This window comes from Porphyromonas cangingivalis (assembly GCF_900638305.1).
GTDB lineage: Bacteria > Bacteroidota > Bacteroidia > Bacteroidales > Porphyromonadaceae > Porphyromonas_A > Porphyromonas_A cangingivalis.
This window is the reverse complement of record NZ_LR134506.1, coordinates 1,000,049-1,014,554: the sequence shown is the minus strand read 5'-3', so window position 1 is coordinate 1,014,554 and position 14,506 is coordinate 1,000,049. Positions and strand designations below refer to the sequence as shown.

The window sequence follows — 14,506 nt, the reverse complement described above, 5'->3', positions numbered from 1 at the left end:
CTCTTGGCGACCAAGACCCTTATCATCATCACAGGCCCCACCGGTGTTGGCAAGTCCGAGCTTGCTCTTTCTGTGGCATGTAAGTACGATACTCCCATTATCTCTGCCGACTCCCGACAGATATATAAGGGGATGAGTATCGGTACGGATGCGCCCACGGAGGAGATGCTTCAGAGGGTGCAGCACCACTTTATCGCCACACGTGATGTTACCGAATATTATAGTGCCTCTCTGTACGAACAGGAGGCACTTCGTGTTATAGAAAGTGTACATCGAGATAAGGATGTCGCCTTGCTCGTCGGAGGCTCCATGATGTATATAGATGCGGTGGCAAAGGGTATCGACGAGATCCCCGATGTCAAGCCTGAGATCCGCGAAAGGTTGTGGCGAAGATTTGAGCAGGAGGGTGTCGGGCAGATGAGAGAGGAGCTGCGTATCCTCGATCCTGGCTATCTGGGGTGTATCGATCCAAACAACCATAAACGTATCATCCATGCTCTTGAGGTGTGCCTCACGACGGGGCTGCCATTCTCATCGTTTCACACACATAGTCGTAAGGTGCGCCCCTTCGAGATCATCAAGATAGGTCTCACACGAGACCGAGCCGAGCTTTACGAACGCATCAATAGTCGTGTGGTCTCCATGGTGGAGCGAGGATTGATTGACGAAGCCCGACAGTTCTTGCCTTATCGACATCTCAACGCTCTCAATACCGTTGGTTACAAAGAAGCCTTTGCTCATCTTGACGGAGATATTTCGCTCGAAGAGTGCATCCTGAAGATCAGCAAAAATACCAGAGTCTATGCTCGTAAACAGCTCTCATGGTACCGACGAGATCCACTCATCGAGTGGATGCACCCCACACATATTGAGGAAGTGATGGCGTACATCGATGCTCGTATCAAGGGATAAGTCATTCGTCCTATTTCACCTTTGTTTCTTTTCTTCACAAAAGCGAGGGTGCACCATGATCCCTCATGATGCACCCCCAAGGAGTATTAACTATTGTAAGAAAGATTGATTTGCTTAGCTTAGATCTACGGCAAAGTACTTGATCTTACCGTTGGGGTATGCCCCCTTGATGAAGAGTACCTTGTCCGGAGACTCCTTGATGACCTCATTCACGATGGCATCCACATCGTCCGAAGTGCTCACCTTGACGTTGTTGATCGAGAGGATGATGAAGCCCTTGGGCACACCTGCCTCTCTCAGTTTGCCACCATCAAGGCCTGCGACGACCACACCGTGGCTGATACCGAAGCGTTTCTTACCATCTGCATCCAACGGCTTGAAGGCTGCTCCCAGAGATGATGCCGTCACCTTGCTCACCGCTTCGGTCGTGCCTTGGGCATTCTTGAGGGTGAGATTGATTACCTCCTCCTTGCCCTTACGGTTGAGCGTGATCGAGATCTTGTCGCCCGGACGGTACTTGCTCACCTGCTCTTGGACTTCCGCCATACTACGGACCGGTACCTTGTTGATGTGGGTGAGGATATCCCCTTCGACCACACCGGCACTTTTGGCTGGGCTTTGGTCTGCAAATCCCACTACTGCCGCGCCCTCGGTGATCTTGAGGTCATACTTCTTTGTGAGATCCGAAGAGATGTTGCTTCCGACGATACCCAGTACCGCACGCTGGACCGTACCATATTTCTTGATGTCCTCGACCACCTTGGAGGCGATGCTCATGGGGACAGCGAAGGAGTAACCTGCGAAGTTGCCGGTCTGAGAGTAGATCATCGTGTTGATGCCGATGAGTTCGCCCTTCGTGTTGACAAGTGCTCCACCACTGTTGCCCGAGTTCACCGCCGCATCCGTCTGGATGAAAGATGCGATACGCAGATCACCCTGAGCCATGCTCGAACGCCCCTTGGCACTTACGATCCCTGCAGTGACGGTCGATGAGAGGTTGAAAGGATTACCGATTGCCAGTACCCACTCACCCACGCGCAACTTTTCGCTGTCGCCGATCGGGATGGGCGAAAGACCCTTCGCATCTATCTTGATGAGGGCAATGTCAGTCGCAGGATCCGAACCGATGACTGTGGCTTCCCATTCCCTGTTGTCGTTCGTCGTGACGACAAGTTTTGTTGCATCCTCGACGACATGGTGGTTCGTGATGATGTAGCCATCCGTGGAGATGATCACTCCCGATCCGATACCGACCTTCATCGGGCGTTTTTGGTCTTGGCGAGAGTCGTTGCGCCTGTTGTATGGCCCGAAGAAGAACTCAAACGGATCTATATACTGACGTCCCATGTCTCTGTTTGACATCGTGATCTCGGCACGTATGTTGACCACGCCGTTGATCGAACGCTCCGTCACATCGACGAAGTCTTGTGGTGCGTGCTCTGTCCCCAGTAGGGCAGGTGCAGTATAGTTTACAGTCTTGAAAGTCCCTTGTCCATGCTCCGAAGGGTGTGATGCTCCCTCCGAAGTATGATTGGTCTTGTAGAAGTCATAAAGCCCCACGGCTCCCACCGCACTGAGGGTCGAACAGCCCAAGAGGGCCAACGCTGTTTTGATTTCTTTTTTCATATCTCTTATTGTCTTGAATAATGATTGAAATGAATGTCTCTTTATTTTATCTCGTCACAGGGGATTTTGGTGTCTCTCCGGACGTATCAGTCAGTCGCAAAGAAAATAAAATTCTTTCTGTTTTTCCTAATGCCATCGGTGCTTTTTAACAAAGTTAATGACGAAAAAGGGGGTGTTTAATTATGATTAACAGTAATATGCTTTGCAAACTACCAATCTTGTTTGAGATGGCTGCCTTTTATAGTAGTGCTGGTTTACTTCTTTGTTATCGGTTATGTCCCAAATAGGTGGAGTTTAGGTGTGTCCTTTTTACTTATTTCCTTGTTATTTTGGAGGTTAGTCGGTTGATCGGAATGTTTCTGTCAGACGACAGAACACATTTTGATGCCCGACAGAATGTGTTCTGTCCATGGCCGAATAAGGAGAGACGGAGCAAGAATCGGAGTGAAGTGTCACTTTCTGTACGCTCTTGTCTTGGCTTGGTCTTGTCGAGGAGGATTTGATTATGTGTGGCAGAGGTCCCTTTTGGAAATGGGTTTCAAATGTTAAACCGATAACTGTGATTTTGTTGTTTGTACTCTTGGGCGGAGACGTTGATTTCTTTCTCTTCAGAAGGCAATGAGGTAAAGGGGGAAGATTTATTTCGATACGTTCGGAATTCCTGAATTTTGGATGTGAACAAGTGTCTGAGATGGGCAGAAAATGATTAAATTTGCGTACTAAAACATTGTACACCTATTCGGTATGCGTATATCTGACTGAAAAAATACATTTAAGCCATTATGAATATATCTTACTCTTGGTTGAAGAAGTATATAGACTTCGATATGTCTCCCGAAGAAGTGGGGAAAGTATTGACCTCCATCGGTCTCGAAGTGGGTGGTGTCGAGGAGTATGAGTCTGTCAAGGGCGGACTGCGTGGGCTCGTCATCGGTAAGGTCCTCACCTGCCGTGAGCATACCAACTCCGATCACCTGCACGTGACTACCATCGACCTCGGTCCCGAGATCAGTCCCGAGCCACTTCAGATCGTCTGTGGTGCGCCCAATATCGCTGCGGGTCAGACCGTCGTCGTGGCGACAGAAGGTACGACCCTATACAGTGGGGACGAGTCCTTCAAGATCAAGAAGAGTAAGATCCGTGGCGAAGAATCCAGAGGGATGGTGTGCTCGGAGGTGGAGATCGGCCTTGGGACGAACCATGACGGTATTATGGTGCTTCCTGACGATTTGCCTGCCGGTATGCCTGCTGCAGAGTATTTCAACATCTCTTCGGATGCGATCATCGAGGTGGACATCACGCCTAACCGTGTCGATGCGACTTCTCACTACGGGGTCGCTCGTGACCTCTATGCTTACCTCAAGAGCAGAGGCATAGAGACTGCTTTGCGTTATCCCGAAGGGGCTGTGACGCCTACGGACGAAGAGCCTATCTCAGTGACTTTGGAGTCGCCCGAGGCTTGCCACCGTTATAGCGGTATTGTCATCAAGGGTGTGAAGGTAGAGCCTTCGCCCAAGTGGCTCCGGCAGGCGTTGGAGTCGATCGGTCAGAAACCTATCAATAATGTGGTGGACATCACCAACTTTGTCCTCCACGAGATCGGTCAACCTCTCCATGCTTTCGACCTCGGTAAAGTCAAAGGTGGCATCCATGTCCGTCTTGCTCGTGAGGGAGAGACACTCACTACACTTGATGGCATAGAGCGCAAGCTATCGGATAGAGACCTTGTCATTTGTGACGATCAGACTCCGCTCTGTCTCGCAGGTGTGATGGGGGGCATTGACTCGGGTGTGAGTGGAGACACTGTGGATCTCTTCTTGGAGTCGGCTACGTTCCACCCCACATTTGTGCGCAAGAGTGCTCGTCGTCATGCGTTGAATTCGGACAGTTCGTTCAGATTTGAGCGTGGCCTTGACCCTGCTGCGACGATCAAGGCCATCCATCGTGCGGCTTCTCTCATTACAGAGATCGCAGGGGGGAGGTCGTCTCTCGCATCTATGATATCTATCCTGAGCATCTCGGCCCATACGAAGTGAGCCTTTCGTTCGACAAGATCAATAGCCTCATCGGTATCGAGATCCCCGAAGATAAGGTACGTGCCATCCTCTCAGCCTTGGACATCAAGGTCAAGAAGGAAGAAGCCGGTGTGATGTCTCTCGAAGTCCCCAGATACCGCTACGATGTCACTCGTGATGTCGATGTGATCGAGGATATCCTCCGTATCTATGGCTACAACGAAATCCCATTGACACACAAGCTGTCAAGTACCATAAGTCCTGCCGGACTCTCGGACATCAGCCTCCGACTTCAGCAGACGATCTCCGAGCAACTCGTCGGAGCCGGCTTCTACGAGATACTCAACAATTCTCTCTCCAAGGAGAGCTACTACACCGAGGAGACAGCACAAGCCAAAGCAGTGCGCCTCCTCAATCCCCTCTCGGGCGACTTGTCCACGATGAGGCAGACTCTACTCTTCGGGGGCTTGGAGTCCATCGCCTTCAACCTCAACCGTAAGGCTGTAGGTGTCCGTATGTTTGAGTTCGGCACGTGCTATGAGCGTGTGGACGAAGCGGTGAAGACACCGCTCAAGGGTTTCAAGGAGACTTACCGTTTGGGCGTATGGATGACAGGAGACAAGACCCAGGGTAATTGGAGCGAAGCGAGCAGGACGGTGTCGCCGTTTGAGCTCAAGGCCGTAATGTACAACATCCTCAGTCGTATAGGACTCTCTCCTGCCGAACTTCAGTATGAGCCTGCCGACAATGATCCTTACATCGCTACGGGTGAGGTGATCTCTCTCCGTGGTGGGGCAGAGGTCATCCGTTGGGGTGTCGTCGATACAAAATGGACCAAGCAAGCGGACATCGACTGTCCTGTGTACTTTGCAGAGTTTGACTGGGCTGAGATCATGAACCGTATCGTTCGTCGCAAGGTGACGATCAGTCCGGTGGCCAAGTTCCCTTCGGTGAAGAGAGACTTTGCCCTCTTGATCGATAAGGCCGTGCCTTTTGTTGAGATCGAACGTGTGGCATACAAGACCGAGAAGAAACTCCTCAAGAGTGTGACCCTCTTCGACGTGTACGAAGATCCTAAGCACCTCCCGGAGGGCAAGAAGTCTTATGCCGTCTCGTTCGAACTACAAGATGCGGAGAAGACTTTGTCCGAGGGGATGATAGAGAAGACGATGGCACGCCTCTTCGATGCGCTGCACAAGGAGTTGGGTGCCGAACTGAGATAATCACAAAATCAATAATATACACCATATACTAAGATAACGACATCATGGGAAGAGCGTTTGAATATCGCAAAGCAAGGAAGATGAAGCGCTGGGGCAATATGGCTCGTGTCTTCACAAAGTTGGGAAAAGAAATCACCATCGCTGCCAAAGAGGGTGGCCCGGATCCCGAGGCCAATCCTCGTCTGAGGGTCTTGATGCAGACAGCGAAGAAGGAGAATATGCCTAAGGACAATGTCGAGAGAGCAATCAAGAAGGCAACATCAAAGGACTTCACCGACTATAAGGAGATGAACTATGAGGGTTATGGCCCCCATGGCATCGCGATCTTCGTGGAGACAGCCACGGACAATACCACTCGTACGGTGGCAAATGTCCGCAGTTACTTCAACAAGTTTGGCGGATCGCTCGGTACGACAGGTAGCTTGGAGTTCCTTTTCGAGCACAAGTGTGTCTTCCATATCGCCATGAAAGAGGGGCTTGATCTCGAAGAACTTGAGCTCGAACTTATTGACTTCGGTGTGGATGAGATCGAAGCCGAGGATGACGAAATCGTGCTTTCTGGTGAATTTGCTTCGAACTCGGCAATCCAAAAGGCTCTTGAGGATAAGGGACTTGAGATCACTTCGGCAGAGTTTGTCCGTATACCAATGGACTACAAAGAGGTCACTCCTGAGCAACGTGAACAGCTCAACAAACTCATCGAAAAACTCGAAGAGGATGAAGACGTGCAGAATGTCTTCACCAACATGAAGGAAGAAGAGGACGGGGAGTGACACTGTGTCACCATCGTCTGCTACTGACATAGAGGCTACGTGTAGTGATGAGTATCAGGTGCTTGTCGCTACACGTAGTGTCTTTTTTGCCGACTCTCTTGCCCGTATCTGGCGATGATCGACTTGTGCCCTGTCTCTGTATGGCATCGTCATACTCTCCATCGGATGGAAAGGGATACGGAGGGGATCAATCATTCATCTTTGGCTTGATCTTTGTTGTAGCGAAGCGATTCACTTCACTCATAAAACTTCTTCTCTTGTCATCATTCATCTCAACATCAGTATAGCATATATCACAGTTTTATGGAACTTTCCCGGCTTGTCTCACGACTATCATCCACAAAGGCTGCAACAGCTCTGATCAGACTCCTCTCTGAGGGGAAGCAACGTTTGATCCATATCGATCAGGTGCATGGGTCGGCAGTGGCTCTCCTTTTTAAGGGCGTGTCGGAAAAAATCTCTGCCCCCATCTTATGTATTGCCTCGGATGAGGACGAGGCCGGCTATCTGTGTAGCGACTTGACTGCGCTCTGTGAAGAAGAGAGTACGGTGTCCTTTTTCCCCTCGCTCTATAAGAGAGGAATACGCTTCGGGCAGACGGATGGGGCGAACGAGATACTGAGGTCTCAGCTCATTGAAGCATTGCGCTCGGGGCACACTCCCTCGTTCATTGTGACTTATCCCGAAGCTCTTATGGAGGGGATCGTCCATGAGGAGGACTTCGAGAAGTCTCGAAAGATCATTGCCAAGGGGGATGAGGTCGATCGTAAGAGTCTGCGCGAAAGGCTTTGGGAGATGGGGTTCGAGGAAACGGATTATGTGTATAACCCCGGTACTTTTGCTGTCCGTGGTAGTCTCATCGATATTTATTCGTACGCTCATGAGCGTCCTGTGCGGATAGACTTCTTCGGTGATGAGGTGGAGAGCATCAGGAGCTTTGATCCCGAGAGTCAGCTCTCTCATGACTCGATGCCCGAGGTGACGATTTTGGCTTCGTTCAGTAACCAATCTCGCAGTCATCACGTCTCTTTGTTGTCGCTTCTATCCGAGCAGAGTCTGCTGTATGTGGATCAATATACGCTTTTGCCGACATCGTTGTCTCAGGTATACGACACGCCGCCTGTACACAAGGAAGAGAATATCCATGCTTCGCTGGAGGATATGCGTAGGTTCTTGATAGAGCCTGCAAGCCTCTTGGATGAGGTACGGTCGTTTACGTTACTGTCAAGGACTGTCCCTTATGGCGAGAAGTGGAAGAGTGTCGACTTCGGACAGTCGCCCGAGCCTCTCTTTCACAAGCGATTTGATCATCTTTCCGATGCTATCCTGAAGCATGAGACTGAGGGCATCATGACGGCGATCATGAGTGGACAGAAGAGTCAGATCAGGCGTCTGGAGTCTATCTTCGATGATCAGGGGAAGGGCGTGAAGTTCGAACCCATTTATCCCACATTGCACAAGGGCTTTGTAGACAGGCAGGCTCGTATCGCTTGCTATACGGATCATACGATATTTGAGCGTTTTCATAAGTACACACTCAAGAGTGATCGTATCCGCCACAACGATGCTGTCCTTACACTCAAGGAGATACACAAGTTTGAGCATGGTGATTATGTCGTCCACATCAACCATGGGGTGGGGGTGTTTGCCGGTCTTTTTACGATCGATCGAAACGGAAAGCAACAGGAGTGTGTCCGTATCAACTACAAGGGGGGCGACAGTATCTATGTGAGCATCCACTCTTTGCACCACATCTCGAAATACAAGAGCAAGGATAATGACGAGCCGCCACAACTCAGTAAGTTGGGCACGGGTGCTTGGGAAAAGCTCAAAGAGCGTACCAAGAAAAAGGTCAAGGACATTGCTCGCGACTTGATAAAGATATATGCAAAGAGGTTGGAAGAGAAGGGGTTTGCGTTCAGCCCCGACTCCTTCATGCAGAAAGAACTTGAGGCTTCTTTTACCTACGAAGATACGCCCGATCAGGAGCTCGCAACGGCTCAGGTCAAGGAGGATATGGAGCGTCCTGTACCGATGGATAGGCTCATCTGTGGTGATGTGGGATTCGGGAAGACGGAGATAGCTGTCCGTGCAGCTTTCAAAGCGGTGGCGGACAGTAAGCAGGTGGCAGTGCTCGTGCCTACGACGGTACTTGCTTATCAGCATTATCGTACGTTCAGGAAGCGTCTGGCAGACTTCCCTTGTCGTGTCGAATACTTGAGCCGGGCAAAGACAGCAAAGGAGCAATCGCAGCTCCTTGCAGACCTCGCCGAAGGGAAGATAGACATCATCATCGGTACGCACATGCTCACCGCAAAGAGGGTCAAGTACAAAGACCTTGGGCTATTGGTCATCGATGAAGAGCAGAAGTTCGGTGTTTCTGTCAAAGAAAAGCTTCGTGAGTACCGTACCCATATCGATACCCTTACGATGACAGCAACCCCCATACCGAGGACATTGCAGTTCTCCCTCATGGGCGCAAGGGATATGTCGAACATACAGACTCCGCCACCCAATAGACAACCTGTCCGTACCGAACAGATTACTTTTGATGCGGAGGTTATTGCTGAGGTCATCAACTATGAGTTGGCAAGGGACGGGCAGGTCTTCTTCGTCCATAACCGTATCCACAATCTCAATGATATTGCTGTGAGCATCCGTAATGCCGTCCCCGGAGTGAAGATAGCCATCGGGCATGGGCAGATGGATCCAAAAGAGTTGGAGACTCTTCTCATCGATTTTGTCAATCATGAGTATGATGTCCTGTTGACGACAACTATAGTCGAGAATGGGATAGATGTCCCTAATGCGAATACGATCATCATCAATGATGCACACCGTTTCGGCTTGAGCGACTTACACCAGTTGAGAGGACGAGTGGGACGAGGAGATCGGAAGGCTTATTGTTATCTCATCACCCCTCCGCTCGACATCCTGACGCAGGATGCCAAGCGGCGTATCCGTGGTATAACGACCTTTTCGGATCTTGGTAGCGGCATCCATATCGCCATGCAGGACTTGGACATCCGTGGGGCAGGCAACCTCCTCGGTGCAGAACAAAGTGGATTTATCGCAGACTTGGGATATGAGACCTATCGTCGTATCCTCGAAGAGGCTGTGATGGAACTCAAAGATGAGGAGTTCGGCGATATATTTGAGGAGGATGAGAAGGAGGATACCCCCCAAAAAATGCCTTCCGGCTCTGAACGCAAGTCATACGTCTATGAGACCAATATCGAGACGGATGTCGAGGCCTATCTGCCACCGACTTACGTCCCCGGTGATGATGAACGGATCGGTCTCTATCGCGAACTTGATTCTATTACACAACTGAAGGCGATTGAGGAATTTAGATACAAGCTTGAAGATCGTTTCGGAAAACTCCCGGTGGAGGCTGAGGAACTTCTCAAGATCCTTCATCTCAAACTTCTTGGCAAGAGTATAGGTGTGGAGCGAATCTCTCTCAAACGCAGTCTCCTGCGCCTTCAGCTTGTCTCTGATCTCAATAGTGCCTATTATCGTAGTGCCACTTTTGCGACCATCCTCTCCAATGCTTCGACATGGAGCCGAAACCTAACGTTCAATGAAGAGGGTGGAAAAAGGTTTATCACTGTCCGTGAAGTCAAGAGCATCACTCAGGCTTACGATATACTCACTCAAATATCTGGAAAAACATTGTCATGATACCAACCCAAACTTACAATACTCAACACTCCCCATCCACAGGGTATGTCCTATTTGTTTTTTTGCTTTTCCTCTTGCTTCAGATCTTTTCGAGTGTCATCGTTGGAGGGGTACTGATGTTCACATCATATCCTGATGCCTTTGAGATGGCTCTGAGCCAAGCCTTGATCGCCACTTGTACTTATGTCATTCCTCCACTTCTCAATGAGTACTACTACCGTCGTCGTAGGGGGACCTTTGTTTTTCGAGATGCTCCTTGGGGAGATGGCAAGATCTTGTTGTATTCAATAGCACTTTTTGCTTTGTCTTATGTAGTGATGATATATTCTGCCGATATCAATGCGCTCATAGGATATCCGGAATGGTTAGGCCGTTTTGGCGAGACTCTACAAGGGCTCGAAGCCAAGCTTAATGCCTCTTTTCGGATGATGCTATCGGACAAGTCTCCCTCAACAGTCGTTTTTACCTTCCTAAGCATCGTGGTGATTGCTCCGATAGGGGAAGAGTTATTGTTCAGAGGGGCTGTTCAGGGGTGGATGTTGACACGTACGAAGAATGTGCATCTTGCTGTATGCTTGAGCGCAATCCTTTTCAGTGCCGTGCATATGCAGTGGATGGGCTTTATCCCAAGGACTGTCATAGGGCTTGTGCTCGGTTATGTCGCAGTCTATGGCTCTTTGAGACTGGCAATACTTCTCCACGCTCTCAACAACCTGCTTGCATATATCCAGTTTTGGGTTAGTGAAAGCGTCAATGAAGCTCCCGAAATTGTTTCGAAGGTACCTGTCACTGCCACACTCGTTATGCTCATTTGTCTCGGTTTGTCTGTCCTTGTAATCAAGAAAATGAGGGAAAGACAAAGGGCTCTTTTATAGTCACTCAAAAGCAAAAAGGCCGGCGAAGAAAAAAATCTTCGCCGGCCTTTTTGCTTTTGATCTGGATGATAGGTGGCAGTCAAAGGTTGATCCTCCTAATCATCGAAGCGAGGTTGTAAGATTCGTTTCATCAACTCGTTAAACTTGATGACAACAGTCGTATAACTTGATTATCCCTCTTTCGGGCTTTTCTTCAATGGTGTTTCCTATATGGTATCTCTCTTTTTATCACATGGGTATGAAATGGATGGGAGGTTATGGTTGTAAGTCTCTAAACTGATGGGTTATCCATGATATGGCAGGTACAGAAAGAGGGCGTTTCAAAATGAAAATTTTGAAACGCCCTCTTATCTTATGCTATTTGCTCCTATTGGGCAGAGCTTCTATGTCAGATTAGTTGGCTGTGCTATCTGCAGGCACGGTCTCCGCTTCGGTTGCCGGTGCAGCCTCTGTTTCTGTTGTGGGAACAGTCTCCCCAAATGGCTGCGCATCGGGAGCCGTAGGCATCTGAGCCTTGTTGACAAACTCTTCGATAGATGAATTTGCTCTTGGGTTTTCATGGCGAGGTGCATATCTCGCTGAGATGATACACAATACTACCATCGCAGCAGTAAGACCCCAAGTCATCTTTTCGAGGATGTCAGTGGTCTTGCGTACACCCATGATTTGGTTTGAAGATGAAAAGCCTGATGCTAGGCCTCCGCCTTTGGAATTTTGAATTGTTACGATAAAAACCAAAAGTGCTGCAATGATTACGATTACAGCTGATAGGAAAATATACATAGGTCTAAATTAGTTTGTTGAATCAACTATTAAGTATCAACTTTTCTAAAAAATCAATTTGCTCCGCAAAGTAACTGCTTTTTTTTGGATTATTCAAATTTAATGACTTGATAATTCGCAGAGCATTATCATATTTGCCTTGCTTGATGTATATGCGAGCGAGGGTTTCGGTGAGGAGTTCTTCCTCGGGTGGAGATGTTGTGATTGTGTTATTTGTAGGAGCTGTGGAGGGCTTCTCTTCCTCTCGGGGAGAGAGACGTTCGGCTTGAGTTCCCTTGTTGAGGAAGTCGGAGATGAGTGTCATTGTGTCTTCCTGAGCCGAAGAAGAGGGAGGAGGAGAGGTGTTGTCCTCTACCCAAGAGAGGTAGTCGTCGGTGACCGTAGGTTTCTCTTCACCTGTTTGGGAAGAAATGAGGTGTTCAATGTCTGATGATGAGTCGTCAGGGTGTTCGGCAAGGAAGGTGTCAATGATGTCAAAAGTCCCACGGATCGCACTCTCTCCTTCGGCTGTACGAGATTGCAATGAAGCCTTGTCATCACCCTTGAGGAGTAGGAACAACTTTGCCAAGTCCGGGATGTAAAGTGATCTACGCTGGAGTTCGGACGCAAATCTCAGGTCTTGTGTCTTGTACAAACCGAGCAATATCATTGCATGAAGCGAGGCAGAGTATGGGTACCGTGTGCTCAGTGTAATGAGATCACTGAGATGAGCCTCATTGATCTGACTCTTGCCTTTGATGATGTTATGTAGCTCCTCGAACCTCATCTTACCAGTTCTCTACTGTCGCGTTGAATATCTGTTGGATGATGTCGTCGATCAGCTCTTTGCAGAGACCGTCTTGGACTTCTGTAAACATGATGTTGCTGTCAAAAGTGGTGAAAGAGGAGAACTCTCGCTCGAAGTCTTCATCGGGATTGATCCTGTTGGAGTAACGCACCTTGATACGCATGGTGAACTTTGTCTTCGCAGAATAAGCATCCTCTTGAACCGCTTCGGCAGCAAGGTCGTAGCCGACAATCTCTCCTTCTATGGAGAGATCACCACCATTGGGCTGCATACTGAGACGGGTGCGCCTTTGGAAGTTATCCCTAAGGTCTTCGGTAAACTTTTGTGCCAAAGGTGGATATACGAGTGGTGCAAGGTTCGAGAAGTCTCGGATGGTGACGGTTTTGATCCTCGTGTAGTCGATGCTGGCGCCATTGAGCTTGTATGAGACGATGCACCCTGAATAACTAAGTAGCAGGATGAGGAATGTCAGGGCTGTGGCAACTTTGTATTTAGTCCAAATCATGTTCTTTCAGTTTTCTGTATAATGTGCGTTCCGAAATCTTGAGATCATCGGCGGTCTTTTTGCGTACTCCATTGTTACGTTTGAGGATCATCTTGATGTACTCTTGTTCCATCTCTTCGAGAGAGAGAGTTCTGTCAGAGTTGAGTATCTCCTCGTAGTCTGAGGTGCTGAACTCACTCCCAAGATGGTGCGTCACGGGGACGGTCATATCTCTCGGTATAGCTTCGACGAATGCACCTCTCTCATTGATAGGAGTGACTATGGCCGTTGGTAGTGTGCGTATGGAACTGTCGACGTATGAGGTCGGTGCAGTATCCACGCCGTGTGGAGCACGAGCATCCATTGCTTTGTGCAGATGTCTCGACAGGTCTGAGACTTCGTTTTTGAGATCATAGATCATCTTGTAAAGCATCTCCATTGAGCCTCCGGGGATGTCTCCCTTGGTTGAGTTGTTGTCGAAGCTTCGGTAGTTGTCCTCCATGTGTGAGACTCGTATGATCGCAGGATGTCGTACCTCTGCATTTGCGGGCAGATGCTCTCGGAGCAGTTCTTTTGATATCTCTCTGTCCTCTGCAATGACACTGAGGCGTTCGACAATATTGCGCAACTGACGGATGTTGCCCGGCCAGTTGTAGGCCAACAAGAGAGACTGTGCTTCTTCGTTCAGACGTATGGGGGGCATCCTGTATTTGTCAGCAAAGTCTGCTGCAAACTTTCTGAAAAGTAGCCTGATATCATCTCCACGGTCACGAAGCGGTGGTAGTTCGATGGTTACCGTATTGAGACGATAATAGAGATCCTCTCTGAACTTTTTACGCTTTATGGCATCCTGGAGGTCGACATTCGTTGCCGCTACGACACGGATGTTTGTGCGTTGAACTTGTGATGAACCAACCTTCATAAACTCCCCCGACTCCAATACCCTGAGTAGGCGAGCTTGTGTAGGAAGTGGTAATTCTCCCACCTCATCGAGGAAGATTGTGCCTCCATCAGCGACCTCAAAATACCCTTTGCGTTCGCTGACGGCATCGGTGAATGAGCCTTTTTTGTGTCCGAAGAGTTCCGAGTCTATTGTCCCTTCGGGGATTGCACCACAGTTCACTGCGATGTAAGGCCCATGCTTCCGTGCGCTATTGTTGTGTATGATCTGTGGAAAACTCTCTTTGCCGACGCCACTCTCTCCCGTGACCAGTGCCGATACATCTGTCGGCGCAATGAGGAGAGCTACCTCAATGGCTCTATTGAGGCTGGGGGCATTCCCGATGATACCGAACCTTTGCTTCGCTTTGGTTATGTCGTTGCTTACGTTCATCTTGATTGACG

At 49.2% G+C, this 14,506-nt stretch carries 10 protein-coding genes and 1 pseudogene; 5 read left to right on the top strand and 6 right to left on the bottom strand.

The window, feature by feature from the left end:
- The first annotated feature begins 3 nt into the window (after positions 1–3).
- Positions 4–912, top strand: a complete 909-nt coding sequence (miaA, locus tag EL262_RS04255) for a tRNA (adenosine(37)-N6)-dimethylallyltransferase MiaA (RefSeq protein ID WP_025837205.1) — start codon at positions 4–6, stop codon at positions 910–912.
- 114 nt (positions 913–1,026) lie between these two features.
- Here miaA and EL262_RS04250 read toward each other — a convergent pair whose 3' ends face one another.
- Entirely contained in the window at positions 1,027–2,538 is a 1,512-nt protein-coding gene (locus tag EL262_RS04250) for a Do family serine endopeptidase (protein ID WP_078735564.1), read from the bottom strand.
- Between the two features lie 782 nt (positions 2,539–3,320).
- Here EL262_RS04250 and pheT point away from each other — a divergent pair.
- Positions 3,321–5,776 (top strand): annotated as a pseudogene (pheT, locus tag EL262_RS04245) (phenylalanine--tRNA ligase subunit beta).
- A gap of 44 nt (positions 5,777–5,820) precedes the next feature.
- The gene (locus EL262_RS04240; RefSeq protein ID WP_025837208.1) at positions 5,821–6,549 is read left to right on the top strand and encodes a YebC/PmpR family DNA-binding transcriptional regulator; all 729 of its coding nucleotides are present in this window, start codon (positions 5,821–5,823) and stop codon (positions 6,547–6,549) included.
- A gap of 54 nt (positions 6,550–6,603) precedes the next feature.
- On the opposite strand, the gene EL262_RS10030 is transcribed toward EL262_RS04240, so the two are convergent.
- A complete protein-coding gene (locus EL262_RS10030; protein WP_159100497.1) occupies positions 6,604–6,744 on the bottom strand; it encodes a hypothetical protein in 141 nt (46 codons plus the stop codon).
- A gap of 108 nt (positions 6,745–6,852) precedes the next feature.
- Between EL262_RS10030 and mfd the strand changes: the two genes are divergently transcribed.
- The gene (gene mfd, locus EL262_RS04235; RefSeq protein WP_025837210.1) at positions 6,853–10,233 is read left to right on the top strand and encodes a transcription-repair coupling factor; all 3,381 of its coding nucleotides are present in this window, start codon (positions 6,853–6,855) and stop codon (positions 10,231–10,233) included.
- Entirely contained in the window at positions 10,230–11,108 is an 879-nt protein-coding gene (locus EL262_RS04230) for a CPBP family intramembrane glutamic endopeptidase (RefSeq protein ID WP_078735563.1), read from the top strand. The genes mfd and EL262_RS04230 overlap by 4 nt, the downstream gene beginning before the upstream one ends.
- A gap of 393 nt (positions 11,109–11,501) precedes the next feature.
- Here the strand turns inward: EL262_RS04230 and secG are convergent, their stop codons facing one another.
- Genes secG through EL262_RS04210 form a run of 4 tightly spaced genes read right to left on the bottom strand, consistent with a single transcriptional unit; the run spans position 11,502 to position 14,495 of the window.
- Complete coding sequence (gene secG, locus EL262_RS04225; RefSeq protein WP_025837216.1) at positions 11,502–11,891, bottom strand: preprotein translocase subunit SecG; 390 nt, start codon at positions 11,889–11,891, stop codon at positions 11,502–11,504.
- 22 nt (positions 11,892–11,913) lie between these two features.
- Complete coding sequence (locus tag EL262_RS04220; protein ID WP_025837218.1) at positions 11,914–12,657, bottom strand: hypothetical protein; 744 nt, start codon at positions 12,655–12,657, stop codon at positions 11,914–11,916.
- A 1-nt stretch (position 12,658) separates the two neighbouring features.
- Entirely contained in the window at positions 12,659–13,183 is a 525-nt protein-coding gene (lptE, locus tag EL262_RS04215) for an LPS assembly lipoprotein LptE (protein WP_052095442.1), read from the bottom strand.
- Entirely contained in the window at positions 13,170–14,495 is a 1,326-nt protein-coding gene (locus EL262_RS04210; protein ID WP_025837220.1) for a sigma-54 interaction domain-containing protein, read from the bottom strand. The genes lptE and EL262_RS04210 overlap by 14 nt, the downstream gene beginning before the upstream one ends.
- Positions 14,496–14,506: the final 11 nt, after the last annotated feature.

Coding starts and splice junctions, on each gene's coding strand:
- EL262_RS04250 (WP_078735564.1), bottom strand. CDS start 2,538: ATGAAAAAAGAAATCAAAACAGCGTTGGCCCTCTTGGGCTGTTCGACC.
- EL262_RS04240 (WP_025837208.1), top strand. CDS start 5,821: ATGGGAAGAGCGTTTGAATATCGCAAAGCAAGGAAGATGAAGCGCTGG.
- EL262_RS10030 (WP_159100497.1), bottom strand. CDS start 6,744: ATGATTGATCCCCTCCGTATCCCTTTCCATCCGATGGAGAGTATGACG.
- mfd (WP_025837210.1), top strand. CDS start 6,853: ATGGAACTTTCCCGGCTTGTCTCACGACTATCATCCACAAAGGCTGCA.
- EL262_RS04230 (WP_078735563.1), top strand. CDS start 10,230: ATGATACCAACCCAAACTTACAATACTCAACACTCCCCATCCACAGGG.
- secG (WP_025837216.1), bottom strand. CDS start 11,891: ATGTATATTTTCCTATCAGCTGTAATCGTAATCATTGCAGCACTTTTG.
- EL262_RS04220 (WP_025837218.1), bottom strand. CDS start 12,657: ATGAGGTTCGAGGAGCTACATAACATCATCAAAGGCAAGAGTCAGATC.
- lptE (WP_052095442.1), bottom strand. CDS start 13,183: ATGATTTGGACTAAATACAAAGTTGCCACAGCCCTGACATTCCTCATC.
- EL262_RS04210 (WP_025837220.1), bottom strand. CDS start 14,495: ATGAACGTAAGCAACGACATAACCAAAGCGAAGCAAAGGTTCGGTATC.